The sequence below is a fragment of the Nocardioidaceae bacterium genome (assembly GCA_018672315.1).
Lineage (GTDB): Bacteria > Actinomycetota > Actinomycetes > Propionibacteriales > Nocardioidaceae > TYQ2.
On sequence record CP076053.1, the window covers coordinates 97569 to 122241 of the forward strand.

The 24673-nt window shown below is 72.7% G+C and carries 20 protein-coding genes; 9 read left to right on the forward strand and 11 right to left on the reverse strand.

From position 1 onward, the window contains the following. The first annotated feature begins 5 nt into the window (after positions 1–5). Entirely contained in the window at positions 6–1655 is a 1650-nt protein-coding gene (locus KLP28_00490) for an acyl-CoA dehydrogenase family protein (protein QWC85305.1), read from the forward strand. A gap of 136 nt (positions 1656–1791) precedes the next feature. Here the strand turns inward: KLP28_00490 and KLP28_00495 are convergent, their stop codons facing one another. From KLP28_00495 to KLP28_00520, 6 genes are all read right to left on the reverse strand, one after another. Beyond that, the gene (locus KLP28_00495) at positions 1792–3903 is read right to left on the reverse strand and encodes a glycosyltransferase (GenBank protein QWC85306.1); all 2112 of its coding nucleotides are present in this window, start codon (positions 3901–3903) and stop codon (positions 1792–1794) included. Then, the gene (locus tag KLP28_00500) at positions 3900–5420 is read right to left on the reverse strand and encodes an O-antigen ligase family protein (GenBank protein ID QWC85307.1); all 1521 of its coding nucleotides are present in this window, start codon (positions 5418–5420) and stop codon (positions 3900–3902) included. Before KLP28_00500 ends, KLP28_00495 begins: the two co-directional genes overlap by 4 nt. 40 nt (positions 5421–5460) lie before the next feature. Beyond that, positions 5461–6303, reverse strand: a complete 843-nt coding sequence (locus KLP28_00505) for a polysaccharide deacetylase family protein (GenBank protein ID QWC85308.1) — start codon at positions 6301–6303, stop codon at positions 5461–5463. After that, the gene (locus KLP28_00510; GenBank protein ID QWC85309.1) at positions 6300–7577 is read right to left on the reverse strand and encodes a hypothetical protein; all 1278 of its coding nucleotides are present in this window, start codon (positions 7575–7577) and stop codon (positions 6300–6302) included. Before KLP28_00510 ends, KLP28_00505 begins: the two co-directional genes overlap by 4 nt. A 110-nt stretch (positions 7578–7687) precedes the next feature. After that, positions 7688–8824 carry a glycosyltransferase family 4 protein gene (locus KLP28_00515; protein ID QWC85310.1) on the reverse strand — a complete coding sequence of 379 codons (1137 nt, stop codon included), beginning with the start codon at positions 8822–8824 and terminating at the stop codon, positions 7688–7690. Positions 8825–8839: 15 nt separating this feature from the next. Then, positions 8840–9946, reverse strand: a complete 1107-nt coding sequence (locus KLP28_00520) for a cellulase family glycosylhydrolase (GenBank protein QWC85311.1) — start codon at positions 9944–9946, stop codon at positions 8840–8842. Positions 9947–10372: 426 nt separating this feature from the next. Between KLP28_00520 and KLP28_00525 the strand changes: the two genes are divergently transcribed. Continuing rightward, complete coding sequence (locus tag KLP28_00525; protein QWC85312.1) at positions 10373–11851, forward strand: exopolysaccharide biosynthesis polyprenyl glycosylphosphotransferase; 1479 nt, start codon at positions 10373–10375, stop codon at positions 11849–11851. 11 nt (positions 11852–11862) lie between these two features. Here the strand turns inward: KLP28_00525 and KLP28_00530 are convergent, their stop codons facing one another. Continuing rightward, on the reverse strand, positions 11863–12342 hold the full coding sequence (locus KLP28_00530; protein QWC85313.1) for a Rieske (2Fe-2S) protein: 480 nt from the start codon (positions 12340–12342) through the stop codon (positions 11863–11865). Between the two features lie 47 nt (positions 12343–12389). Then, entirely contained in the window at positions 12390–15473 is a 3084-nt protein-coding gene (gene uvrA / locus KLP28_00535; protein QWC85314.1) for an excinuclease ABC subunit UvrA, read from the reverse strand. 126 nt (positions 15474–15599) lie between these two features. On the opposite strand from uvrA, the gene KLP28_00540 reads away from it, so the two are divergent. Together KLP28_00540 and KLP28_00545 are read left to right on the forward strand one after the other, a co-directional pair. Beyond that, on the forward strand, positions 15600–16295 hold the full coding sequence (locus KLP28_00540) for an MBL fold metallo-hydrolase (protein QWC85315.1): 696 nt from the start codon (positions 15600–15602) through the stop codon (positions 16293–16295). 32 nt (positions 16296–16327) lie between these two features. Further along, positions 16328–16894: a hypothetical protein gene (locus KLP28_00545; GenBank protein QWC85316.1), complete on the forward strand. Its 567-nt coding sequence runs from the start codon at positions 16328–16330 to the stop codon at positions 16892–16894. A 21-nt stretch (positions 16895–16915) separates the two neighbouring features. Here KLP28_00545 and KLP28_00550 read toward each other — a convergent pair whose 3' ends face one another. Both KLP28_00550 and KLP28_00555 read right to left on the reverse strand, forming a co-directional pair. Next, on the reverse strand, positions 16916–17722 hold the full coding sequence (locus tag KLP28_00550; protein QWC85317.1) for a hypothetical protein: 807 nt from the start codon (positions 17720–17722) through the stop codon (positions 16916–16918). A gap of 30 nt (positions 17723–17752) precedes the next feature. Next, entirely contained in the window at positions 17753–18514 is a 762-nt protein-coding gene (locus tag KLP28_00555) for a hypothetical protein (protein QWC85318.1), read from the reverse strand. Between the two features lie 234 nt (positions 18515–18748). On the opposite strand from KLP28_00555, the gene KLP28_00560 reads away from it, so the two are divergent. The 5 genes from KLP28_00560 (at position 18749) to KLP28_00580 (ending at position 23253) form a co-directional block, all read left to right on the forward strand. Further along, positions 18749–19822 carry a CoA ester lyase gene (locus KLP28_00560; protein ID QWC85319.1) on the forward strand — a complete coding sequence of 358 codons (1074 nt, stop codon included), beginning with the start codon at positions 18749–18751 and terminating at the stop codon, positions 19820–19822. Positions 19823–19835: 13 nt separating this feature from the next. After that, positions 19836–20726: a CoA ester lyase gene (locus KLP28_00565; GenBank protein ID QWC86708.1), complete on the forward strand. Its 891-nt coding sequence runs from the start codon at positions 19836–19838 to the stop codon at positions 20724–20726. Positions 20727–20855: 129 nt separating this feature from the next. Further along, positions 20856–21197, forward strand: coding sequence for a transglycosylase family protein (locus KLP28_00570; GenBank protein ID QWC85320.1), 342 nt, complete (start codon positions 20856–20858; stop codon positions 21195–21197). Positions 21198–21313: 116 nt separating this feature from the next. Next, positions 21314–22555 (forward strand): alpha/beta hydrolase, encoded by a 1242-nt coding sequence (locus KLP28_00575; GenBank protein QWC86709.1) that lies wholly within the window; start codon positions 21314–21316, stop codon positions 22553–22555. Between the two features lie 98 nt (positions 22556–22653). After that, the gene (locus KLP28_00580; GenBank protein QWC86710.1) at positions 22654–23253 is read left to right on the forward strand and encodes a class I SAM-dependent methyltransferase; all 600 of its coding nucleotides are present in this window, start codon (positions 22654–22656) and stop codon (positions 23251–23253) included. A gap of 280 nt (positions 23254–23533) precedes the next feature. Here KLP28_00580 and KLP28_00585 read toward each other — a convergent pair whose 3' ends face one another. Further along, the gene (locus KLP28_00585) at positions 23534–24670 is read right to left on the reverse strand and encodes a prenyltransferase (protein ID QWC85321.1); all 1137 of its coding nucleotides are present in this window, start codon (positions 24668–24670) and stop codon (positions 23534–23536) included. Positions 24671–24673: the final 3 nt, after the last annotated feature.

Sequence of the window (24673 nt, forward strand, 5' to 3'; positions counted from 1 at the left end):
GACCGATGGACAGGACAAGTCGGGTAGCCACGAACCAGCCACCGCCACTCGTCGACCACGACGTCGTCGCCGCCGACGCGGCGTTGACCGAGGCGGTCCTGCGCCACGGGGACGAGGCGGCGTACGACAGCCTCGCCGACCTCGGCCGCGAGGCCGGCCGCGCCGAGACGCGCGAGCACGGCATGCTCGCGAACCAGAACCCGCCGAAGGTCGTGCCCGTCGACCGCTTCGGCAACCGGGTCGACGAGGTGTCCTTCCACCCCTCGTGGCACTGGCTGATGGAGCGCGCGGTGGGCTACGGACTGCAGGCGAGCCCCTGGGAGTCCGACGACCCCCACGCGCACCTTCGCCGCGCCGCCGGCTTCTTCGCCTGGTCCCAGAGCGAGCCCGGCCACGCCTGCCCCATCTCCATGACGTACGCCGCGGTGCCCGCCCTGCGCGTCGACGACGCCCTGGCGAAGGAGTGGACCCCGAAGCTGGCTGCCACCTCCTACGACCCCGGCGTACGCCCCCTGGCGGAGAAGACCGGCGCCCTGGCCGGCATGGGCATGACCGAGAAGCAGGGCGGCTCCGACGTGCGGGCCAACCTCACCACGGCTGAGCCCACCTCGGTCGACGGCGAGTACGCGCTGCACGGCCACAAGTGGTTCACCTCGGCGCCGATGAACGACGTCTTCCTCGTGCTCGCCCAGGCCCCCGATGGACTCACCTGCTTCCTGCTGCCTCGCTCGCTGCCCGACGGCTCGCGCAACACCCTCGACGTGGTGCGGCTCAAGGACAAGCTGGGCAACCGCTCCAACGCCTCCTCCGAGCTCGAGTTCCGCGGCACCTGGGCGCAGCGGCTGGGCGACGAGGGCAAGGGCGTACGCACCATCATCGAGATGGTCGCGGCGACTCGGCTCGACTGCGTCATCGGCTCCGCCGCCCTGATGCGCAAGGCACTCGCCGAGGCCGTGTGGCACACCCGGCACCGCAGCGCCTTCGGTGGTCCGCTGGCCGAGAAGCCGCTGATGCGCAATGTGCTCGCCGACCTCGCGATCGAGTCCGAGGCCGCGACGGCGCTGGCCATGCGGCTCGCGGCCGCCGTCGACGCCCGCCACGACCCGCGGGAGCAGGCGTTCCGGCGCATCGCGCTGCCCCTGGCGAAGTTCTGGGTCTGCAAGCGCACGCCGGCGATGGCGGCGGAGGCGCTGGAGTGCCTGGGCGGCAACGGGTACGTCGAGGAGTCCGGCATGCCCCTGCTGTTCCGCGAGTCGCCGCTGAACTCGGTCTGGGAGGGGTCGGGCAACGTCAACGCGCTCGACGTGCTGCGGGCGATGCTGCGCGAGCCGGAGGTGCTGGACGCCTGGCTGTCCGAGGTCGGCGCGGCCCGCGGTGCCGACGGGCGTCTCGACGCCGCCGTCGAGCAGGTGCTCGCCATGCTCGCCGACCAGAGCGCCCTCGAGATCGGGGCACGGTCGCTCGCCGGGCTGATGGCCGCCTGCCTGCAGGGGGCGTTGCTCGTACGCTTCGCGCCGCCGGAGGTCGCCGACCTGTTCTGCGCCTCGCGTCTGGCCGGCTCGGGGCCCGCGGCGTACGCCGGCACCTTCGGCACCCTGCCGACCGCCGACGCGGCGAGCCTGGGCACCATCGTCGACCGAGCGCTGCTGGTCTGATCTCCCGCTCCTGCACGGCTCCTGAACGCCCGCAGGTGCGGGCGTCCAGGTGCATGTGCGGCCCTGCAAGCCCGCGCAAGCACGGGAACGCCCGCAGGTGCGGGCGTTCAGGGGCGGGGGCGCAGACCGCCGACGCTCAGCCGCGGCGCCGTCGTCGCGCCCGGGTGACCAGACCCTCCACCAGACCCCGCGCCTTGCTGAGGTCCTTCAGCGTGACCACGACGGGGGCGTACGCCACCACCTGCGCGGGCTCGCCCCGACGGGCGCACGAGAGCGCCGGGGGTCCGAGCCACAGCCCGGCACCGAGCGCCGCGAGACGTCGACCGTGCCGGCCGGAGGCGGCGAGCAGCGGCAGTCCGGCGAAGTACGCGACCCGCACGAGGTCCCGGGCGACCAGCGGCCCGGAGCCCGCCTGACCGCCCCACTGCCCGTACTTGCGGTACATCGCCGCGGTCTCGGCCAGGGTCTCGGCCTGCTCCCACACCACGGTGGCGTCGAGGGAGAGCACCGCGGGCCCGGCGTGCTCCTGCACGGCGTAGCCGAAGACGGCGTCCTCGGAGCTGAAGAGGTCGACGTCGAAGCCGCCGGCTGCCCGCCACGACGTCACCGCCACGCCCATCGACCGACCGTCCACCCGGTGCGCCGCGAAGGCACGACCGAGCAGACGTGCGCGCAGCCGACGGATCGGGGTGGCGCGCCGTGCGGCGTCCTTGTCGGGGAACAGGACGACGCGCGCGGCGGCCTTCCACGCGGTGTCGTGGTCGACGTCGTAGGTGCCGGTGACGATCGCCGGCACGTCGTCGGCGTGAGCCTCGGCGTACGGCGTACGCAGGCGGTCGAGCCAGTCCGGCGCCGGCGTGCAGCCGGCGTCCGTGCAGCAGACCACCGCGTGCCTCGCCTCGCCGAAGCCGAGGTTGCGCGCGGCGGAGAGGTTGACCTGGGGTCCGTCGAGGATCCGGATGCGAGGGTCGCGGGCAGCCCAGGCCGCCATCTCCTCGCGGGTGCCGTCCGTGGAGCCGTCGTCGACCAGGAGGTACTCGTCGTGCTCGCGCAGCTGCGGCACGACGGCGGAGACGACCCCGTCGACGTGACCGGCCTCGTTGCGCATGCACGAGAGCACGGACACCGGTGCCTCCGGTGCGAGCCCGGCGCCGGGCCGCAGCGCCGTGCGGGCCAGCACGGCGGCCACCCGGTCCGCCACCGCGGCGGCGTCGGGGTGGTCGCTGAGCAGGCCGACCGGCCGCCCGTCCGGCTGCAGGCTTTCCGTCCTCGACCCCACCTCTTGCAGACCTGCGGCGACCGCCTCGGCGTCGTCGACGTCGACCACGGCACCGTGCAGGGCGGCCATGCGCTCGACCTCGGGATTGCCCGTGGCCCCGAGCACCGGCACGCCGGCGTGCAGCGCCTCGATCGCCGCCAGGGAGTAGCCCTCACGGCCGAATCCCCCCGCACTGCGCGTCAGCACCGCGAGAGCGTCGAACGCCGCCAGGGCACGCCAGGCCTCGTCGACCTCTCCGACGAACCTGACCCGGTCACCCACGCCCCGGGCGGCGGCCAGCTCACGCAGGCGAGCCGACTCCCCCGGCTCTGTGGGGTCGTCACCACCGACGACCACGAGGTGCCAGCCGGGGGCCGCCGCCAGCGCGCAGACGGCGGTGTCGACGCCCTTGTACGCGACCAGCCGCCCCAGCATCACCATCGTCGACGCCTGCGGCAGCTCGACGCCGCGATCGGCCCACCAGCGACGGGCGGCCGCGCGGTCGAGGGCGGGCTCCTCGGGTCGCGCCGGCGGCACGAGGACGGCGTCATCGCGCCGGGTCGCCGCCGCGACGGCGGCCGAGTTCGCCAGCACCGCGTCGCTGAGCCGCCCCAGCCAGGGGCCGAGCCGGGCGTCGAAGGAGAAGTCGTGCTTCATCCAGGCGACGGGCACGCCGAGCAGCCGGGCCGCAGGCACGGCCGCCAGCGCCGCCTTCACGCCGTTGGCGAGCACGACCTCGGGATCGTGGCGCCGCAGGACCCCTCGGAGCCTGATGCCCGCGCCGAGCATGTCGCGGGCGCCGGTGCCCGTCGCCATCACCTCGACCGGGACACCGGCCTCCTCGAGCCGGGCCCGCAGGGGGCCGTCCTGCAGCAGCACGACCCGGGCGTCGAGGCGCCCGGTCTCGGCGAGCAGCGAGAGCAGCCACCGTTCCGATCCACCGAGGACGGCGTACGGACTCACCACCGTCACCCGGAGCGGCGGGGTCACGACGGCGCCCCGACGGCGGGATCGGCCCTGCGGCTGCCGCCCGTGCGACGGCCCGTCCGTCCGCCCGTCCTCGCGTAGGTGAGCGCGACGCGGGCCGAGGCCGCGGCGAGACCCACGAGGAACCACAGGGTCGTGCTGGTCACGGGATTGCGGAAGGGGTAGTCGACGATGCCGTGTGCCAGCACGGCCACCAGGCCCGCTGTCGTTCCCGCGAGGAGACGGCTCGCGAGCGCGGGTCCGGCCTCGTCCAGGCGACCTCTGACGCTGCGCGCGCCGGGCAGCAGACGCGAGGCGAGCCCCACCATCAGTCCGAGAAGGCAGAGCAGCCCGATCAGCCCGTACTCGGCCCAGGTGTTGAGGAAGATGTTGTGCGCGTGCTCGGCCTGGAGGTAGTACCCGTCCTGGTTCAGCTGCGTACCGACCTGGGCGAAGGCGCCGGGGCCCTGACCGATCCACGGTGAGTCGGTGATCTGGCGGCGCGCCTCGGCGTAGATCGCGGGTCTCTCGTCGTACGGGTTCTGGGTGCCGTCGAAGAGGCTCAGCAGCCGCTGGTTCACGATGGCCACGATGTCGACGCGGGCGAGCACGACGAGCAGCGCCGCGATCGTTCCCACCGCGGTCGCGACCGGCAGCAGGAAGCGACGGCGGTCCGGGAGCAGGGCCCAGAAGACGAGCATCCCGACCACGGCGCCGGTCCAGGCGCCGCGCGACAGGCTGACCACGAGGCCGACCAGGATCGCCAGGGCGCCAAGGGTCGCAAGGATCCGGCCGCGGCGACCTCGTTCGGCCAGCGCCAGCCCGGCAGCGACGGGCAGGAGCATCGCGCAGAAGATGCCGAGCTCGTTCGGCTGCTCGAAGATGCCGACCGCGCGGCCGGTGACGACGGCGCCGGCGTTGCTGACCTGCGCCTCACCAGCTCCCTGCACCGAGAGCGCTCCCACCACGGCCGCAGCGGCGACGAGGAGGCGTACGACGAGCCGGAGCCTGCCGGCGGAGCTGATCACCGAGTGGGTGACCGCGATGAGGAGAACGCTGACGACCAGCGCCACGTCCAGCCGGAAGGTGACGTCCGGCGAGGGTGAGACGTACGTCGACAGGGCGGCGGAGACGAGCATCGCCGCCAGGGGCAGCCCGACCGGCCACGGCACCGGCACGAAGTCCCCGCGAGCCGCCTCGACCGCCAGCACGCCGCCGGCTGCGACGACCGCCATCAGCTGCACGACCTGCAGCGGACCCACCCCGACGGAGCCCAGCGGCAGGGTCACCACGAACAGGCACAGCAGCCCGAGCGCGCGGTCGACCGGCGCGGTCGCGGCGACCGCCAGCGCGCACAGCGCCGCGGGGATCGCGAGGCCGAGCGGACCGGCACCGGCCAGTGCCGACGACAGCGCCAGGTAGGACAGCACCACGAAGAAGGCGACTCCGCCGAGCAGGACGGTCAGCGAACGTGCGGACGCACGCGGCACCTGCTGGCCGCTCCTGGCCCCCGCGCGGTACTGGACGACGGTCGACGACACGCGCACACCCCCGGGGAGGTCCGGTTCGCTCATCGGGTGGTCACCGCGTGGTCGTGTCACGGGTCAGCAGGCGCCGGGTGCCCCGCCGCAGGAACGACGCCCGGTCGAGCAGCCGCCACACGCGCCGGTACCCCGGCATGAGCTTGAGGCGGAACGAGGCGAGGGAGTCCGTGGCGTTGACGTCGACGCGCGAGATCGCGAAGGTCCCCTTGTCGTCGAAGACGGAGAACGCGGAGTCGTATCCGGCCTCCGCCACCGCCCGACGAGCGGCGGCGTCATGGATGCCGAAGGGATAGGCGAAGCTCGGCACGGTGGGACCGACGACCTCCTCGAGCCGGTTGCGCGCCTCGGCCGTCTGCTGCGCGAGGTAGTCCGCACCGCCGCCGCGCATCGGTGAGTGGTCCCACCCGTGCACGCCCATGGCCACCAGCGGGCCGGCCAGCTCCTTCAGCTCGTCCGCGGTGAGCAGCGGCTCGTCCTCGGGCTCGGGCAGCCACTCGGCGGTCTCGCCGATGAGTCCCGCCGGGGTGTACAGCACGCACGGGGCCTCGTGCCGCGCCATGACAGCCAGTCCCGCGCGGGTCGAGTCGTACGCATCGTCGATCGTCAGCAGCACGCTGCGCCGCGGGCGCGGGGCCCGGCCGCGGCGGATCGCCTCGTACTCCCCCCAGGTGAGCAGCGCCCATCCCTCGCGGCGGAGCCACGCCAGCTGGGCGTCGAGCTCGGGCAGCGGGACGAACAGGTGCTCGGGGTCGTCGGGACGCGGCGCATCGGCGAAGCCGTGGTAGAGCAGCACCACCGGCTCCCGCCGTCCGAGGCGTCGCCACCACGGCGGCTCGCGGTGCTGTGCGGCTGCGCCCGAGCCGGCGCCGCGGGAGCTCACGTCGTCGTCGTCCCGTCGTACACGACCGTGCCGGCCAGGCCGCCGCTGAGACGGCGGATGCGGCGCACCGCCTCGCGTACGGAGAGCGTGTCGGTGCCCCGCGGAATGACCAGCACCGCCCGGGACGTCGCCCCGAGCGCGGACTCGGCGACGCCGGAGCCGTCCATCGAGGCCGAGCTGACCACGACGCGCTGCCACCGGTCGGTGGCCGTGGAGACCACGGCCGCGAGCCCTCGGCTCAGGACGTCCTCGTCGGCGAAGGTGTCGGGCTGGGTGGTGACCAGGGCCAGCTGACCGCTTGGTCCTCGGGGCGAGCCCAGCTCACGTCCGCCGACGAGGTCTCCGAGGAGCACCCCCTGGTCGACGCCGACCTGGTTGCTGAGCACCGTGTCCTCGGTGTCGCCGTCGATCAGGAGCACCTGGGAGCCGACGCTGGCGAGGCTGCGGGAGACGAGGTACGCCGTGGTGGCGACGCCGACGCCGGCGTCGACGCCGGTGACCGTGAAGTCCAGGGGCGCTCCGCTGGGCTCGGAGGCGCGCAGCCCGGTGCGCAGGATCCTCGCCTCCGCGGATGACTTCTCGGTGTCGAGCATGGCCGTGAGGTCGGCCTGGGATCCCGAGCGCGAGATCGTGCCCAGGGTGGGCACCCCGGTGACGCGCTCGGCGTCGGCCTCGTCGACCACCCGGGGCCGGAGCCGCTCGAGCAGGAACGCCACCCAGAGTCCGAGCGCCAGCGCCGCGAGGATCAGCACGATCCGCAGCAGGGCCGGCGAGGACGTCAGCGGCGGGGGCTGCAGTGCCGCGGGGGCGATCTTCTCGGTCAGCAGCAGCGTGTCGTTCGATGCGGCGATCACCGCGCTGTCCGCCACGGCGTCTGCCACGGCGAGCGCCTGCTCGTCGGTCTCGAGCGTGGCGACGATGCGCATGTTGCCGTTGATGGGGTCGGTCTCGACGTTGACGGCGGTCTGCAGGTCCTCGACGCTCACGCCTGAGGCGTCGGAGACCTGCTGCAGGCGCGGGGTCGAGGTCATCTCGACGGCGTAGCGGGCCGTGCGGAGGTTGACCAGATCGCCGAAGGCGGCGTCCGGCGTCTGGGGACTGACGGTCACCACGCTGACCGCGGTCGAGGACGGAGGAAGCAGCGCGACGTACCCGACACCAAGGATCGCCGCCGGCACGACCACGGCGAGGATCAGCCGCCACCGCCATCGGACCGCTCGGAGGAAGGTGCTGAGCCCCCCGGGCTCGTCGGTCTCGCGCAGGGTCTGGGCCACCCCAGGATCGTGGCACAATCCCGCGTCACGCGTGGGAGACCTCGCAGGTCATGACGCAGGTCATCCGCCTGATGTCGCCCGCGAGCAGGACCTTGGTCCCGGGCCGGACGTCACGCCCTACGCGAATCGGACGAACTGTCGCGGGCCTCGAGGACATCGGCGTAGACCTGCAGCATGGCGTCGGCGGCGCGCGTGCCGTGGACGCGCGACCAGGCGGCGGCCTCCTCGCCGTGGGCGGCCGCACGGTCGCGGTCGCGCAGGGCCTCGACCAGTGCCTTGCCCAGGGCGTCCACGTCCTCCACGGGCACCAGGCGCCGTACGCGGTCCGGCGCGCCGACCGCCATGCCCTCGACGTCGCTGGCGACGACCGCGGTGCCCAGGGCGGCGGCCTCGAGAGGCACCAGCGCCATGCCCTCGTAGCGCGAGGGCACCACCACCACGTCGGCGGCTCGGCTCCACGTCAGGCACTCCGTCCGCGGCCGGGCGCCGAGCACGCGTACGCCCTCGAGCCTCGCGGCGGCGGCCTCGACCGCGGTCCGCTCGGGGCCGTCCCCGACCAGCACGAGCCCGGCGGTCGGGAGCGCCTCGCGCACCTGCGGCCACGCGGCCAGCAGCACGTCCTGCCCCTTCTGCTGCGCGAGCCGGCCCACGCACACGGCCAGCGGCTCGGCGCCCACCCCCAGGTGCCCGCGCGCCGCGGCGCGGGACCCGGGCAGGTCACGGCCGAGCTCGGCGAGGTCCACCCAGTTCGGCAGCACCGTCATCGGCGCCCGCACGCCGTGGGCGCGGCCGTCGTCGCGCTCGGCCTCGCTGACGCACACGACGACGTCGGTCCATCGCGCGGCGAGCCGTTCCCAGCGCTCCGCGAGCCTCGACACCGGTCCGTCGGCGCCGTTCCAGGACCAGGCGTGCGGCATGAAGACCGTCGGACGCCGGCCCCGGACGGCCAGCCGGCCGGCGAGACCGGCCTTGGCGCTGTGCAGGTGCACCAGGTCGGGGTCCACCGAGCCGACGATCCGAGCCAGGGCGCGGGCCTCCCGGAGAGTCGACGGCCCCGGCGACCTGGTCGCCTGCCACGCGTGCCGGGTGAGTCCCGCCCGGCGAGCCAGCTCCACGAGCTCACCGTCGGGGCACGCCAGGTGCACGTCGTGGCCGGCTGCGGCCTGCCGGGCGGCCTCGTCGACCGCGACGTGGGCCACCCCGGCGTCGGTCGGCTGGGCGACGTGCAGGATGCGCGTGCCGGTCACGTCCTCGGCCGTGCCTCAGCCGAGCATGGCGCGGAAGGCGTTCCACAGGGGTCGGGGGCTGTAGTCGGGCCGCAGCATCCCGAATCCGTTGAGCTGGGGGTCGCCGTCCGTACGCATCACGTCGTTGTACCAGAAGGCCTTGCGGACGTAGGGGTAGTCGTTCTGGAGGATCCGGAGCGCCAGGGTCGCGTAGTCGGCCTGTGTCTCCTCGCTCACCCCGCGGTTCCAGTTCTGCTCGCCGCCGGTGTTGCGGTGCGCCGACCACCCGAACTCGGTCGCCCAGATCGGGGTGCGGTCGCGGAACTCGGCCTGCAGCCGACGGATGCTCTCCAGGTGCCGCAGGCGCCAGATCGTGCCGTCGTCCGGCAGCCCGGGGTGGGCGTCGGAGGGAGCCATGTACGGGTGGGTGGAGAGGATGTCGAAGCAGTTGCGGGCGCCGGCCTCGTAGGTGCGACGGATGAAGCCGGAGTCGTTGTACATCACGCCGCCGTAGAGCAGCTTGTGCTTGACGCCGGTCGCCTTGGTCTGTCGGTGCGCCGCGCACAGCAGGCGCGTGTACTCCACCGGGTCGGCGCTGCGGAAGAAGTCCGAGGAGTTCTGCTCGTTCCAGACCTCCCAGGCGCGCACCTCACCCTTCCAACGCTTGACCGCCCACGCGAGCGCCTTGGCGTAGTCGCTCGGGTCGTCGGGTCCGACCCGCTCGCCCTTGTTGCCGTTGGCCCATCCGGGGGTCAACCAGAAGGTGACGAGCACCTTCAGTCCGCGGGCGCGTGCCTCCTGGATGGCCGTGTCGACCTTCGGCACGCCCCACACCAGGTCGTAGGAGCCCTCGCGCGGCTGGATCATCGCCCAGCTGACGTCCAGGCGCACCCACCGTGCACCCGACTCCTTGATCATGTCGAGGGTGCGACCGCGGGTCAGCGGCGTCTGGTGGGACCACAGACCGTGGAACTGGACGCCGAGGCGTACGGGGCGAGGGCCGCGTCGGGCAGCGACGGCGGGCAGCGCCGTCGTCGCGACCTGGGTCGTCGCCGCCGGGGTGGCCGGGGTCGCCGGGGTGGCCGCGGGGGCGACCGTGGCGGGAGCCGAGGCCGGCACTGCGCCGGCCGTCGATACAGCCATGGGAAGCAGCATCAGCAGTGAGAGCAAGGTCACCAGGGTCAACCGGGGAGTCGCACGAGACATGACGTGAGAATCCGTCGCCGAGGGGGCTTCGCGCGGAGGAATCGTGATGCGTCCGGCAGTCTTTACCCGCCCCCGCGGACGAGTCCGTCAGGCCGGGCGTGTCCGGGCAGACCGGCACACACCAGCACGGTCCGGGCCGGTCCGTACGAACGCCTCCCACCCACCACGCCCCGTGAGACGATTCCGCTGCGACTCGACATGCGCACCCATGTCGTGCCGGACACGTACGGTCGCGCGCAATGCGTCCGTAGGTGTTGACTTGGGTAGGCGGCCTACTCGGGGGTCCCCGACCTCCTCGGTGTGCGCGCACGCCGGAGCAGCTGATGTCGAGAAGCCGGCCTCCTGAGCTGGCAGTGAGGTGACATGACCGTCATGGAAGCGCCCGGGACCGGCGGGGAGGTGTCCCGACGTCGCGTGACGGACGCGGCCGCCCACCTGGCGGGCCGCGACGCCTCCCTGGTCAGGGTCGCTCACACGCTGCCCGGCACCGAGTCGCCTCGGGCGGGCGGACGCCGTCGCGCCACCGTGACGGCGCTGCTGGGTCTCGCGGACGTCGTGAGTGTGCTGGTCGTGCTGCTGGCGAGCCGTCAGTGGGACGCCATCGGCTTCCGCGCGGCGCTGGCGACGACGGTCGTGGCGCTGTCGACGTGGGTCGTGCTCGGTCTGCACCGTCCCCGCTTCCGGCTGAGCGTGATCGAGGAGCTGCCTCGTCTCGCCGTCGGCGTGGGCGTCGGCCTGCTGGTGGCACAGCTCGTGACGGCGACGACCCTGCCCGCGGCGCTGCTGCTGGGCACGATGCTCCTGCTGCTGACCAGCATCGTCCGCCTCCTCACCCACGGTCGGATCCGACGGCTGCGCGCGAGCGGCCGCACGTTGGTCACCCCCGCGATCCTCTTCGGTCGCGGCACCATGCGCGACGACTTCCAGCGCCGCGTCTGCGAGAGCTCGTCCTCCGGCCTCAGCCTGGTCGGACTGGTCGACGCCGACGACCTCGGCGAGGAGTCCCCGACGCCCGACCACGTCGTCGTCCACGACACCGACGGCGACCCCGTCGGCTACCTCGGTGACATGCGCGGCGGCGCCCTGATCGTCGTCGATCCGGGCGGCATGTCCGCGGGCGACCTGAAGGCACTGCTGCGGTCGTGCCACGCCCGCGACGTCGAGACGTGGGTCGCCTCCCCGCTCGACGAGATGGCCCCGATGGGCATCGCCGACGACCACATCGCCGGGATGTCCATCCAGCGGGTGCGTCCGGGCTACCAACGACGCGTCGGCTTCGCCGCCAAGCGCGCCTTCGACGTCGCCGCCGCGTCGCTCGCCCTGCTCCTGCTGTCCCCGGTGCTCGCGGCCGTGGCCCTCGCGGTGCGCCTCGAGCTCGGGCGGGGCGTGCTCTTCCGCCAGGAGCGCGTCGGTCTCAACGGCGAGCTCTTCACCGTGCTGAAGTTCCGGTCGATGCCGCACGCGGACTCGCCGCGGTCGTGGGGGGCCGCCGCCGGCGACGCGTCGATCGGCCCCGTGGGCCGCTTCATCCGACGGTTCTCGCTCGACGAGCTGCCCCAGCTGTTCAACATCCTGCGGGGCGACATGTCCGTGGTCGGACCACGACCCGAGCAGCCGCGCTTCGTGGAGGAGTTCTCCGAGCGCTTCCCCGGCTACAGCCTCCGCCACCGCGTGCCGGTGGGGCTCACCGGCCTCGCCGCCGTCGAGGGACTCCGCGGCAACACCTCGCTGCGCGACCGCGTGCACTACGACAACGTCTACATCGAGAACTGGTCGATCTGGCTCGACGTCAAGATCCTGATGCGCACGGTCGTCGCCGTCGTCACCGGATCCGGCGAGTAGACGCGGACCGACTACGCCTGCACGACGAGGGTGTCGCCCTCCTGGGTGACCGAGAGCTCGGGCAGCGGTGAGGGCGCAGGCCCGCCGAGGACCTCGCCCGTGGTCGCGTCGAACTCGCTGTTGTGGCACGCGCACACGATCGTCCCGGAGGAGACGCTGCTCACGGTGCAGCTCTGGTGGGTGCAGACCGCGGAGAACGCCTTGAACTCGCCCTCGGTCGGCTGGGTCACGACGTACGGCGCGTCGACGTCGCCCACGATGACGCCGCCGCCCACCGCGACCTCGGCGACCGGGACGCCCGTGCCGGTCGAACCGACGTCACCCTCGCCGGCGGACGCGGAGCCCGACCCCGAGGATGACGAGCCGCCCGAGGAGCTGCCACAGGCCGCGAGGAGACACGCTCCCCCCACGCCCGCGACACCCGCGAGGACCCCGCGGCGCGTCGGGCCCGCGTGCTGGCAGGGACGGATCGCCTCGGTCTGCTCGCTCATGCGGCGAAGACTAGCCAGGCCGCCGAAAACGCTCGCGGCCGTGACCCTCAGGAGATCTTGCGGGTCTTGCGCTGACGCGACGGGGCCTTCGCGGCCCCCGTGGTCGTCTTCTTCGTGGCCGCCTTCTTCGTGGTCTTCCTCGTCGCCGCCGCCGTCGCCGCCGTCGTCGTCGTCTTCTTCGCGGCAGCCTTCGCGGCGGCCTTCTCGGCGGCCTTCTTCGCTGCCTTCGTCATCGGCGGCGCCGGTGCGGCGGCCTGCTTCGTCGGCTTGCCCATCGGCACCGGGTCGCGGCCGTCGAGCAGCGGCTTCAGGAACTGCCCGGTGAAGCTCTCCGGCACCGCCGCGACCTGCTCGGGCGTACCCGTGGCCACCACACCGCCCCCGCGGTTGCCGCCCTCGGGCCCCATGTCGATGAGCCAGTCGGCGGTCTTGATGACGTCGAGGTTGTGCTCGATGACGAGCACCGTGTTGCCCGCGTCGACGAGTCGACCGAGCACCACGAGCAGCTTGCGGATGTCCTCGAAGTGCAGGCCGGTCGTGGGCTCGTCGAGCACGTAGACGGTGCGGCCGGTCGAGCGCTTCTGCAGCTCCGAGGCGAGCTTGACGCGCTGCGCCTCGCCGCCGGACAGCGTCGGTGCGGACTGACCGAGGCGGACGTACCCCAGACCGACGTCGACCAGCGTGCGCAGGTGCCGCGCGATCGCGGGGATGGCCGCGAAGAACTCGACGGCCTCCTCGATGGGCATGTCGAGGACCTCGGCGATGGTCTTGCCCTTGTAGCGGACCTCGAGCGTCTCCCGGTTGTAGCGCGCGCCGTGGCACACCTCGCAGGGCACGTACACGTCGGGCAGGAAGTTCATCTCGATCTTGATCGTGCCGTCGCCGGAGCACGCCTCGCACCGACCGCCCTTGACGTTGAAGGAGAAGCGGCCCGGCATGTAGCCGCGCACCTTCGCCTCCTGGGTCGAGGCGAACAGCTTGCGGACGTGGTCGAAGACCCCGGTGTACGTCGCCGGGTTCGACCGCGGGGTGCGCCCGATGGGCGACTGGTCGACGTGGATGACCTTGTCGACGTGCTCGACGCCGGTGATGTCGCGGTGGCGACCGGGCACGGCCCGGGCGTTGTAGATCTGCTTGGCGAGGGAGGCGTACAGGATGTCGTTGACCAGGGTCGACTTGCCCGACCCGGAGACACCGGTGACGGCGACGAACAGTCCCAGCGGGAACGCCACGTCGACACCTTGCAGGTTGTGCTCCTTCGCGTCACGCACGACCAGCTCACGGCCCTTGGTGCGCGGACGCCGCACCGCGGGCAGCGGGATCGACTTGCGGCCCGAGAGGTAGAGGCCGGTCTCGGAGTCCGGGTGCTCCAGGAGTCCGGGCACCGGGCCCGAGTGCACGACCTGCCCGCCGTGCTCCCCCGCGCCCGGGCCGATGTCGACGATCCAGTCGGCGACCTTGATCGTGTCCTCGTCGTGCTCGACGACGATGAGGGTGTTGCCGAGGTCCTTCAGGCGTACGAGCGTCTCGATCAACCGGTGGTTGTCGCGCTGGTGGAGCCCGATGGACGGCTCGTCGAGCACGTACAGCACGCCCACCAGGCCGGCGCCGATCTGCGTCGCCAGGCGGATGCGCTGGGCCTCGCCGCCCGAGAGCGACCCCGAGGGGCGGTCCAGCGAGAGGTAGTCGAGACCGACGTCGAGCAGGAAGCGCATGCGCTCCTGGATCTCCTTCAGCACCCGCTCGGCGATCTGCTTCTCGCGGTCGGTGAGGTGCAGCTCGTCGAGGAAGGCGGAGGCCTCGTTGATCGGCATGGCACAGACCTCGGCGATGTTCTTCTCGCCGAGGAGCACCGAGGTGGCGACCTTCTTCAGACGACTGCCACGGCACACCGGGCACGGCACCTCGCGCATGTAGCCCTCGAACCGCTCGCGAGAGGTGTCGGACTCCGCCTCGCGGTGCCGGCGCTCGATGTAGGGGCGGACGCCCTCGAACGCGGTGTCGTAGGCCCGACGGCGGCCGTAGCGGTTGGTGTGGGTGACGTGCACCTTCGTGCGGTGGCCGTCGAGGATCGACTTCTGGGCGGGCCGGGACAGGTCGGCCCAGCGGGTGTCGAGGTCGAAGTCGAGCTCCTGGCCCAGGGCGCCGAGCAGACGGTAGAAGTAGTCGGCCACGTGCGCGCCCGTCCACGGTGCGATCGCGCCCTGGCCCAGGGTCTTGGTCTCGTCCGGCACGACGAGCTCGGCGTCCACCTCCATGCGCGTGCCGATGCCCGAGCACTCCGGGCAGGCACCGAAGGGCGAGTTGAAGGAGAAGGACCGCGGCTCGAGCTCGTCGGTGTCGAGCGGGTGGTCGTTCGGGCAGGCCATCTTCTCGCTGAAGCGCTGCTCGCGGTCGGGGTCGGCGGCGTCGCGGTCGACGTAGTCGAGCAGCACGAGCCCACCCGCGAGGCCCAGGGCCGTCTCCACCGAGTCCGTGAGGCGTCGCTTGGAGGACTCCTTGACCGCCAGGCGGTCCACGACGACCTCGATGGTGTGCTTCTTCTGCTTGTCCAGCGTCGGGGGCTCGGCGAGCAGGTGCGTCTCACCGTCGGTGCGGGCGCGGCTGAAGCCCTGGGTCTGCAGCGACCGGTACAGCTCGAGGTACTCCCCCTTGCGGCCGCGGACGACCGGGGCCAGCACCTGGAAGCGGGCACCGTCTTCACCGGCCAGCACCTTGTCGACGATCTGCTGCGGCGTCTGACGGCTGATCGGCGCGCCGCACGTCGGGCAGTGCGGGCGGCCGGCGCGCGCGTACAGCAACCGGAGGTAGTCGTAGACCTCGGTGATCGTGCCGACCGTCGAGCGCGGGTTGCGTGAGGTCGACTTCTGGTCGATCGAGACCGCGGGGCTGAGGCCCTCGATGAAGTCGACGTCGGGCTTGTCCATCTGACCCAGGAACTGCCGGGCGTACGCCGAGAGCGACTCGACGTAGCGACGCTGGCCCTCGGCGAAGATCGTGTCGAACGCGAGGCTCGACTTGCCCGAGCCCGACAGACCGGTGAAGACGATGAGGCTGTCACGGGGCAGGTCGATCGAGACGTCCTTGAGGTTGTGCTCCCTGGCGCCTCGGATGATGAGCTGGTCCTGCACGCTCGGCCTCTCGTTCAGTGCTCGTTCGATGGGGTGCACGGCTGACGTCGAACACGTGTTCGCCCACTCTAGGTGGGCCCGCCGACAACGCTGGGCGCGGGCCGGCACGCCGGTTAACGTGCCCACATGACCTCCAGCGCCAACACCTACACGGGTTCCGTCTCACCCGGAGGAGAGCCCGACGTACGCGAGACCGGAGCCCTGCGGATCGCCAAGCTCGCGGTCGACCCCGAGATGTCCAACAACGTCTACCTGCTCAGCTGCCGCGCCACCGGAGCGCAGCTGCTGGTCGATGCCGCCGCCGAGCCCGAGCAGGTGCTGCAGCTCGTCGGCGACGGCCCCGGCGACGGTCTGGCCGCCGTGGTCACCACGCACCAGCACTGGGACCACCACCGCGCCCTGGCCGACGTCGTCGCGGCCACGGGAGCCACGACGTACGCCGGCGCCCCCGACACCGAGGAGATCACCGACCAGACCGGCGTCGCGGTCGACGTACGCCTCGCCCACGGCGACACCGTGACCCTCGGCGAGGTGACCCTCGACGTCATCCACCTGCGTGGCCACACGCCCGGCTCGATCGCGCTGCTGTGGCAGGACCCGGACGGCCGCCCGCACCTGTGGACCGGCGACTCGCTGTTCCCCGGCGGCGTGGGCAACACCTTCGGCGACGAGGCAGCCTTCGCCCAGCTCGTCGACGACGTCGAGGAGCGGGTCTTCGACCGGCTGCCCGACGACACCTGGTTCTACCCCGGCCACGGCGAGGACTCGACGCTCGGTGAGGAGAGGCCCAAGCTCCCGGAGTGGCGCGGGCGAGGGTGGTGACCGCGGGCGATCCGAAGCCCTACGGTGTCGACATGCGCCGACTGCTGCCCTGCACCGCCCTGCTCCTCGCCGTGACCCTGACAGCGTGCGGGGGCGACGAGGATCCCTCCGACGCCGCCGGGTCGTCCGGGTCCGCCGACGCGGGAGGCAACCAGTCGGCACCGCCGCAGGGACCGGCCGAGGCGACCTGCGACCTCGGCGACGGCGCGTCGGTGACCCTCGAGCAGACCGAGAGCGACATGGTGACGACCTGGGCCGGCGTCTCGCCGGAGCTGGGCACGCTGCTGGAGCTCCGGGTGAACGCCCTCGGCCCGAACTCGAACCGCGGCGAGGACTCCGGCGGCGCGCTCACGGTCGTCTACGACGGCGCGCGGCTCGCGCAGTACACGGTGCTCGCCGACCTGGACAGCGGAGAGGTCCCCGTCGACGGGGAGCCCGAGGTCGCGGACGACTCCGTCACCTCGACCGTGCCTCTCGCCGAGGTCGGGGGCCTCGACGCCGAGGGCATCGGCTTCTGGACGGCGAACGCCTACGTCGACGGCGCCGAGGTCGGCACCGGCTGCGTCGGCGAGGGTGGGTCCTTCCTCGCGTTCCCCTGACGGCCGCCGCGGCGCGGCTCCTCAGGGGCAGCGTGCGAGTCGAGGGCTCCCCTCGGGCACCCCGGCGTCCCCGAACGGGTTGCCGCCCAGCGAGCTGAACCTCTCCTGGTGCCGACGCTCGCGCGGGACGCCCGCCTCGCGCAGGGCCCGGGTCGCGACCTCCATGAACGGCAACGGCCCGCACACGAACGCGTGGCGCTCGCGACAGTCGGCCACGTGCGGGGCGAGGCCCTCGGGCGTCGGCAGCCCGCGCTCGTCCTCGAGCCAGTGGAGCACCTCGAGGCGGTCCGCGTACGCCTCCTCCAGGGCCGCCAGACGGTCGGCGAAGACCACGGAGCGTCGGTCGGCGTTGGCGTACACCAGGCGCACGCGCCCCGAGCCGGCGGCGAGAGCCTCGCAGGCGATCGACATGACGGGGGTGATGCCCGACCCTGCCGCGAGGAGCAGCAGGTCGGCATCGACGTCGTCGAGGGTGAACTCCCCCGCCGGCGGCAGCACGCGGACGCGGTGGCCGGGTCGGAGCGTCTCGACGACCCATCGCGAGCCGAAGCCCTCCGGCGTCGGCCTCACCGTGATCCGGATCCTGTCGGCGCCGTGGTGCGGCGCGGAGGACACGGAGTAGCTGCGCGCCACCAGGCCCGACTCGGCCGCTTCGCTCGGGATGGCGAGGGTCAGGAACTGCCCCGCCCGGTAGGTGAACTCCTCGCGGAGTCCCGAGGGCACCTCCAGCACCACCGAGCGTGCCCCGCCGGTCTCGTCCACGATCTCGGCGACCTCGAGGACGTAGGAGGTGGACGCGGCGCGTGCTGGGTTCGGTGAGTCGGGCACCGTCCCGACGCTACGTCGCGCGTGTGCGCGTCAGTCGGGCAGGTGGCAGCGCATGCGACCGACGTACGGGCTGCCGGTGCGGGGGTCGAGGTTGACCTGGAGCAGGCCGTCGGAGACCACCTGCGCGGCCGCCAGACCGGCGAGCACGCGGGCCAGGGCGATCGGCACCAGTGTCTCGGCGACCTTGGCGTCACCGACCATGACATCGAGCAGGTAGTGCTCGCCGTCCTGGGCGTCGGCGATCGCGACGACCTCCTCGGGGTCCTCCACCCGGAGCCACACCAGCACGTTGTGCCAGCCCTCACCGTCGCGGGGGAACTCGACACAGTGCGTCAGGCTCGCGCCGCACCCGCTCTCGAGCATCACGGGCAGCGGGAGGAGCGCCGTCGAGGACCGTCCCGGCCGCCACGAACGGCGCTGGTGGGCGGTGACGTGGGAGAGCGGGATCCACTCGTCGGGGATGGCCCACCACGCCTCCGCGGCGCGCTTGCGCTGCTCGCGGTCCAGGAGGGCCTCGGGCTGCAGGACGGCAAGATCGCTGAGTTGCCGGCGGTGACGCATGAGGCGCGGCACGCCCTGCATCATGTGCGAGCGCAGGCGCTGCTGCGGCACCTCGGCCTCGAAGGCGCTCTGCAGCAGGTCGCGGGCCGAGCCCGAGCGCGTCCAGATCGGGGCCACGTCGTGCGAGCGCAGCACGTGGTCCAGGAGCTGGGGGTCGCTCTCCCCGGTGGCACGGCGCAGCACGGCCTCGTCGTACGCCTCACGCAGAGACGCCCAGGTTCCGCTGCTCACACCGTTCACGGTAACCGTCCTCGCGCTCTGTGTCCGTGCCTCGATGTGACTAGTTCCCCCGGTTTCCGATCCCAGACGCACGACATCCGGGCCACCGGGGCAGGAATCGGCACACACCAGCCCATCTCGCGTCCACGGAAGGGCGGCGTTGTGGTCGAGCGCACGCTGCTAGCGTCCGGGCCGTACCGCCGACCGGCTCGAGCGAGCCCGCCCAGTCACACCACAGGAGACACCGTGCGCAGCGCCAAGGACTTCTTCCGGCCGCTCGCCGTCGGGGCACCCGAGCCCCTGCGCGAGATCCCGGCCCGCCCCAGCCGGGCGATCCATTTCTTCGACCCCAGCAACGAGAAGATGGCCTCGAAGGTGCCAGGCATGGTCGGCAGCGTCGACGTGCTGCTCGGCAACCTCGAGGACGCCGTCAAGGCGGACAACAAGGAGGCCGCCCGCGAGGGCCTCGTGTCGATCGCGCAGTCGACCGACTTCGGGCCCACGCAGCTGTGGACCCGCGTCAACGCGCTGGACTCCCCCTGGTTCCTCGACGACATCACCCGGCTCGTCACCGCGATCGGCGACAAGCTCGACGTCGTGATGGTGCCGAAGGTGCAGGGCGCGGAGGACATCCACTACGTCGACCGGATCCTCGCCCAGCTCGAGGCGAAGGCCGGACTCCAACGGCCGATCCTCGTGCACGCGATCCTCGAGACCGCCCGCGGTGTCGCGAACGTCGAGGAGATCTGCGGTGCCAGCCCCCGCATGCAGGGACTCTCCCTGGGCCCCGCCGACCTCGCCGCCGACCGCCGCATGAAGACCACCCGCGTCGGTGGCGGGCACCCCGGCTACCTGGTGCGCCAGGACCCCCCGCGCGCTGACGACGGTGCGTCGCAGGTCGACGCCGACCGCACGACGTACCAGCAGGACCTGTGGCACTACACGATCTCGCGCATGGTCGACGCGTGCGCCATGCACGGCATCTACCCCTACTACGGGCCCTTCGGCGACATCGCCGACGTCGTGGCCTGCGAGGACCAGTTCCGCAACGCCTTCCTTCTCGGCTGCGTCGGCACCTGGACCCTGCATCCCAAGCAGATCGACATCGCGCGCCGCGTCTTCTCCCCCTCGGTCGAGGACGTCGCGCACGCCCGCCGGGTGGTCGAGGCCATGGGTGACGGCACCGGAGCGGTCATGCTCGACGGCAAGATGGAGGACGACGCCTCCCTCAAGCAGTGCCTGGTCATGGTCGAGCTCGCCGAGCGGCTCTCGGAGGTCGACGAGGACCTGAAGGCCGCGTACGCCGAGGCAGGTGCCTGAGATGACCGCCGAGATGGACACCGCGTCGCTGTCGATATTCCGCCCCCGCCGCTCGGTGCTCTACATGCCGAGCTCGAACGCCCGCGCGCTCGAGAAGGCCAAGGGCATCCCCTGCGACGGGCTGATCCTCGACCTCGAGGACGCCGTCGCCCCCGACGCCAAGCCCGAGGCCCGCGAGGCGGCCTGCGCGGCCGCACAGTCGGGTGAGTACGGCCGCCGCGAGATCACCATCCGCGTCAACGGCATGGACACCGCCTGGCACGCCGACGACATGGCCGCCGCGTGCGCGGCCGGACCCGACGCGATCGTGGTGCCGAAGGTCGACTCGGCGGACGCCGTGCGCGAGCTCGTCGCGACGATGGAGCGGCACGGCGCCCCGGCGCGTACGAAGCTCTGGGCGATGGTCGAGACCCCGCGCGCGATGCTGCACTGCGAGGAGATCGCCGCCGCCTCCGAACGGCTGACGGTGCTGGTCATGGGCACCAACGACCTCGCCAAGGAGCTGTACGCCGAGCACGTCCCCGGCCGCGCACCGCTGCTCACCGGTCTCGGACTGTGCCTGCTCGCCGCTCGCGCCACCGGCACGGCGATCATCGACGGCGTCTACAACGACGTGAAGGACACCGACGGGTTCCTCGTCGAGTGCGCGCAGGGTCGCAGCATGGGCTTCGACGGCAAGACGCTGATCCACCCCGGTCAGGTGGCGCCGGCGAACGAGGCCTTCGCGCCGTCGCAGCAGGCCGTCGAGGACGCCCGGGGCATCCTCACGGCCTGGGAGGACGGCAAGGGCTCCGGCGTGGTCACCTACAACGGCCGCATGGTCGAGAACCTGCACGTCGAGTCCGCCCAGCGGGTGCTCACCATGCACGAGGCGATCACGGCGCTCGAGGCCGCCCAGGACTGAGGCGGTGCCGCCCTGGCGCCCCGGGGTCACGTGGGGCGCCTCACGTCGACCCCGGGTTGCCGTACGCCGTGACGCTTCCGTAACCTCGCCGGGTCCGATCCGAGACACAAGCGAGCCTCTGGAGGCCCCGTGCGCGTACGCGCCCTCACTGCCGGCACCGTCCTGGTGCTGACCGGCGGACTCATCCCCGCCACCGCGGTCAGCGCCGACGCGCGACCGACCACCCTGCGGGGCTGGGAGCGTCTCGCCCAGTGCGAGTCCGGTGGCAACTGGAAGATCAACACGGGCAACGGCTACTACGGCGGCCTGCAGTTCAGCGCCTCGACCTGGCGCGGCTTCGGCGGCACGAAGTACGCCCGCTACGCCCACCAGGCGACGAAGCTGGAGCAGATCCGCACCGCCCAGGACGTCCAGGCGCGACAGGGCTGGCGGGCATGGCCCGTGTGCTCGCGCAAGGTCGGGCTGCGCTGACCCGACGCGGTCACGTCCGGCGCACCCGGACACCCACACCGCCAGCACCCGGTGACGGCGTTCACTAGGGTGACGGCGTGTCTGGACCTCTCGGCGTACGCATCCCCCGCCCCGCCCTGCTGACGCAGCTGGGCACGGCGGGGCTCGTAGCCAACGCTCTCGCCCCGCCGCGCGGCTTCCGCAGCGGTGTGGCCGCGTTCGCGCCCGGCTGGCTCGTCTCCGAGCTGGCACCCCAGCTGCTCGCCGGGCAGGCCCTCGACGCGGCGCTGTACCTCACCTGGTGCCGCGCGACCGGGCGTACGCCGGACCGCCTCGCCCTCGCGCTCGGCGCGGTGAACGCCGCAGGTCTGGCCTGGTTGAGCGCCGAGGGGCAGCGCGCCCGCCGCGTCGTCGACGACGCGTTGCGCGTCGGCCTCGGAGCCGGCTGGGACGAGGACCTCCCCGCACCCGCGACGCAGACCCGACAGTTCGCCCAGCAGCTGCTGGAGGGGCCGCGGCTGAGCCCCCGGCAGACCGAGGGCGTGCACCGGCACCACGACGTGCGCTACTCCCCCGCCGGCAAGCGCGGCCTGCTCGACGTCTACTACCCCGACGGCGAGGTCCGGGGCGCGCCCGTGCTGCTGCAGGTGCACGGAGGAGCGTGGACGCTCGGCGAGAAGGAGCACCAGGGCGTGCCGCTGATGGTCCACATGGCCCAGCAGGGCTGGGTCTGCGTGGCCCTGAACTACCGGCTGGCACCGCGCGACGCCTGGCCCGCCCAGGTCGTGGACGTCAAGCGGGCGCTGGCCTGGATCCGCGAGGAGATCGGCACCTACGGCGGCGACCCCTCCTACGTCGCCATCACCGGCGGGTCGGCCGGCGGCCACCTCGCCTCGCTCGCGGCCCTCACCCCCGGCAAGTCGGACTGGCAGCCCGGCTTCGAGGACGCCGACACCTCCGTCACCGCGTGCGTGCCGCACTACGGCGTGTACGACATGGCCGGCACGAGCGGCTCGCGGCATGCCGCGCGCCTGCGTGACGAGTTCCTCGCCGAGCGCATCTTCCAGCGCGATCCGCAGCAGCACATGGCGGACTACGAGGAGGCCTCACCGCTGCTGCAGGTGGACGCGGACGCGCCGGACTTCTTCGTGCTCCACGGCGGTCGCGACTCCCTCGTCGACCCGGGCATGGCGCACGCGTTCGTCCGTCGGTTGCGCGAGGAGTCGCAGAAGGCCGTCGTCTACGCCGAGCTGCCCGGGGCGCAGCACGGTTTCGACGTGCTGCCGAGCGTGCGCAGCGCCCATGCGGTCCACGGCATCGAGCGCTTCCTGACCTGGCACCACCGGCGGTGGCAGCAGGCCCAGCGGGCCGCGGTGTGAGCCCGCACGGCCCCGATCCGGCAGACCTGCCCGCCCCTCCCGCGGATCCGGCGGACCCGGCGGCGCTGGTGGCGTACGCGTGGGGCGTCCGCGGGTTCATGCCTCGCGACGAGGGTGAGCTGCTGGTCGACATCGCCACCGAGGCGCTACGGCGCGGTCCCGGCCTGGAGGTCGGGTCGTGGTGCGGCAGGTCCACGGTGCTGCTCGGTGCCGCGGCCCGCGCCGCGACGGCGGCCGGCACCGACGACGGCGCACCCGCGACGGTCTTCACCCTCGACCACCACCACGGCTCGGAGGAGAACCAGCCGGGCTGGGAGTACCACGAACCCGACCTCGTCGACCCCCGCACCGGACGCATCGACACGCTGCCGTTCCTGCGTGCGACGCTCGTCGACGCGGGACTCGAGGACGTGGTCGTGCCGGTGGTCGGGCACAACACGGTCGTCGCGCGGCACTGGCGTACGCCGCTGGGGCTGCTGTTCGTCGACGGCGGTCACACCGACGAGCACGTCGGCAACGACTTCGACGGGTTCGCTCCGTGGGTGGTGCCCGGCGGGACGCTGGTGATCCACGACGTGTTCAGCGACCCGGCCGAGGGAGGCCAACCGCCGTGGCGGGTCCACCAGCGGGCCCTGGCATCGGGCGCCTGGCGCGAGACGGCTGCGCTGGGGTCCCTGCGCGCCCTGACCCGCACCTGACCGCGAGAGGGCACACCATCACGCCGAGAGGGCACAAAGTTTCCGCGAGAGGGCACAAAGTTCTCGCGAGAGGGCAGAAAATCACGGCCGGTCGGTCGCAGATGACGCACTCGCCCCAAGCCCACGACGGGTCTCGACATGGTCTCGTGCCTCGTGGGCGTGATTCTCTGCCGTCTCGGCGTGATTCTTTGCCCTCTCGGCGTGATTCTCTGCCCTCTCGGCGTGATTCTCTGCCGTCTCGGCGTGATTTCCTGCCCTCTCGGCGTGATTCTGTGTCCTCTCAGCGGGCGGGGGCGTGCCGGCGCGACGGCTCCGCGGTGCGATCGCGCACCTCGGGGTCGTCCGGGCAACCGCAGCCGAGCCCGATCTCGGGCGCGGCGGTCACCAGGGTGCGGCCGACCATGATGTCCGCGCCGGGGGTGGTGCCCGAGAGCTGGTCGGCGGCGAGCACGACCGCCGCCGCAGTGAAGGTCGTCTGCTGGCGGGGCCAGTTCACGCGGTCGGGCTCGACGAAGCCGGTCCAGTAGCCCCCCGCCCGGTGCCTCAGGTGCTGCATGTCGGCGAACAACGCCCGCGCCGCTGACTCCTCACCCACCGCGTGCAGCGCCATCACCAGCTCGCACGTCTCGGCACCGGTCCACCACTCGTTCGGGACGACGCACCGGATCCCGACGCCGGGGGTCACGAACCGGTCCCACAGCGCGCCGCGCAGCAGCTCGCGGGCGGGCTCGCCACGGACGGCCCCGCCCAGCACCGGGTAGTACCAGTCCATCGCGAAGTGGGAGAGATCCTCGAAGGCGTCGCGGTGCTCGCGCAGCGCGTGCCCGAGCCGGCCGAGCGCGAGCTCCCAGTGCGGCTGCGGGTCGTCCACGAGCCCCGCCAGCGCCAGGCCGGCGCCGAGCGACTGGTGGATCGAGCTGGAGGCGGTCAGCAGCATCTCGCGATTCGTACGCCCCTGCGGGTCGACCGACCAGGCGATCCCGCCGACGGGCTGCTGCAGCGCGACGACGAAGTCCAGCCCGGCGCGTACGTGCGGCCACATCCTGTCCACGAAGCGACGGTCGCGGCGCACCAGCCAGTGGTGCCACACGCCGACGGCGAGGTAGGCACTCATGTTCGTCTCGCCGGAGGTGTCGTCGACCTCGCCCATCGTGGTGCGCATGGGCCAGGAGCCGTCCTCGCGCTGCGTCGCCGCGCACCACTCATACGCCTGGTGCGCCGCGGTCAGATGACCGGTCACCACGAGGGCCATGGCGGCCTCGACGTGGTTCCACACGTCGGTACGGTCCGCGCGGCTCCAGGGGATCGCCCCGTCGGCTTCCTGGACCGCGACGATCGAGGCGCCGGTGGCGCGCACGTCGTGCTTCGTCAGGACGCCCGGCAGGTGCGGTACGGACGGCTGTGTCGGCAGCAGCACCGG

What these genes read in the sequence shown, in the direction of transcription:
- KLP28_00490 (QWC85305.1), top strand. Translation starts at nt 6, where the DNA reads ATGGACAGGACAAGTCGGGTAGCCACGAACCAGCCACCGCCACTCGTC.
- KLP28_00520 (QWC85311.1), bottom strand. Translation starts at nt 9,946, where the DNA reads ATGGCTGTATCGACGGCCGGCGCAGTGCCGGCCTCGGCTCCCGCCACG.
- KLP28_00525 (QWC85312.1), top strand. Translation starts at nt 10,373, where the DNA reads ATGACCGTCATGGAAGCGCCCGGGACCGGCGGGGAGGTGTCCCGACGT.
- KLP28_00530 (QWC85313.1), bottom strand. Translation starts at nt 12,342, where the DNA reads ATGAGCGAGCAGACCGAGGCGATCCGTCCCTGCCAGCACGCGGGCCCG.
- KLP28_00540 (QWC85315.1), top strand. Translation starts at nt 15,600, where the DNA reads ATGACCTCCAGCGCCAACACCTACACGGGTTCCGTCTCACCCGGAGGA.
- KLP28_00545 (QWC85316.1), top strand. Translation starts at nt 16,328, where the DNA reads ATGCGCCGACTGCTGCCCTGCACCGCCCTGCTCCTCGCCGTGACCCTG.
- KLP28_00565 (QWC86708.1), top strand. Translation starts at nt 19,836, where the DNA reads ATGGACACCGCGTCGCTGTCGATATTCCGCCCCCGCCGCTCGGTGCTC.
- KLP28_00580 (QWC86710.1), top strand. Translation starts at nt 22,654, where the DNA reads ATGCCTCGCGACGAGGGTGAGCTGCTGGTCGACATCGCCACCGAGGCG.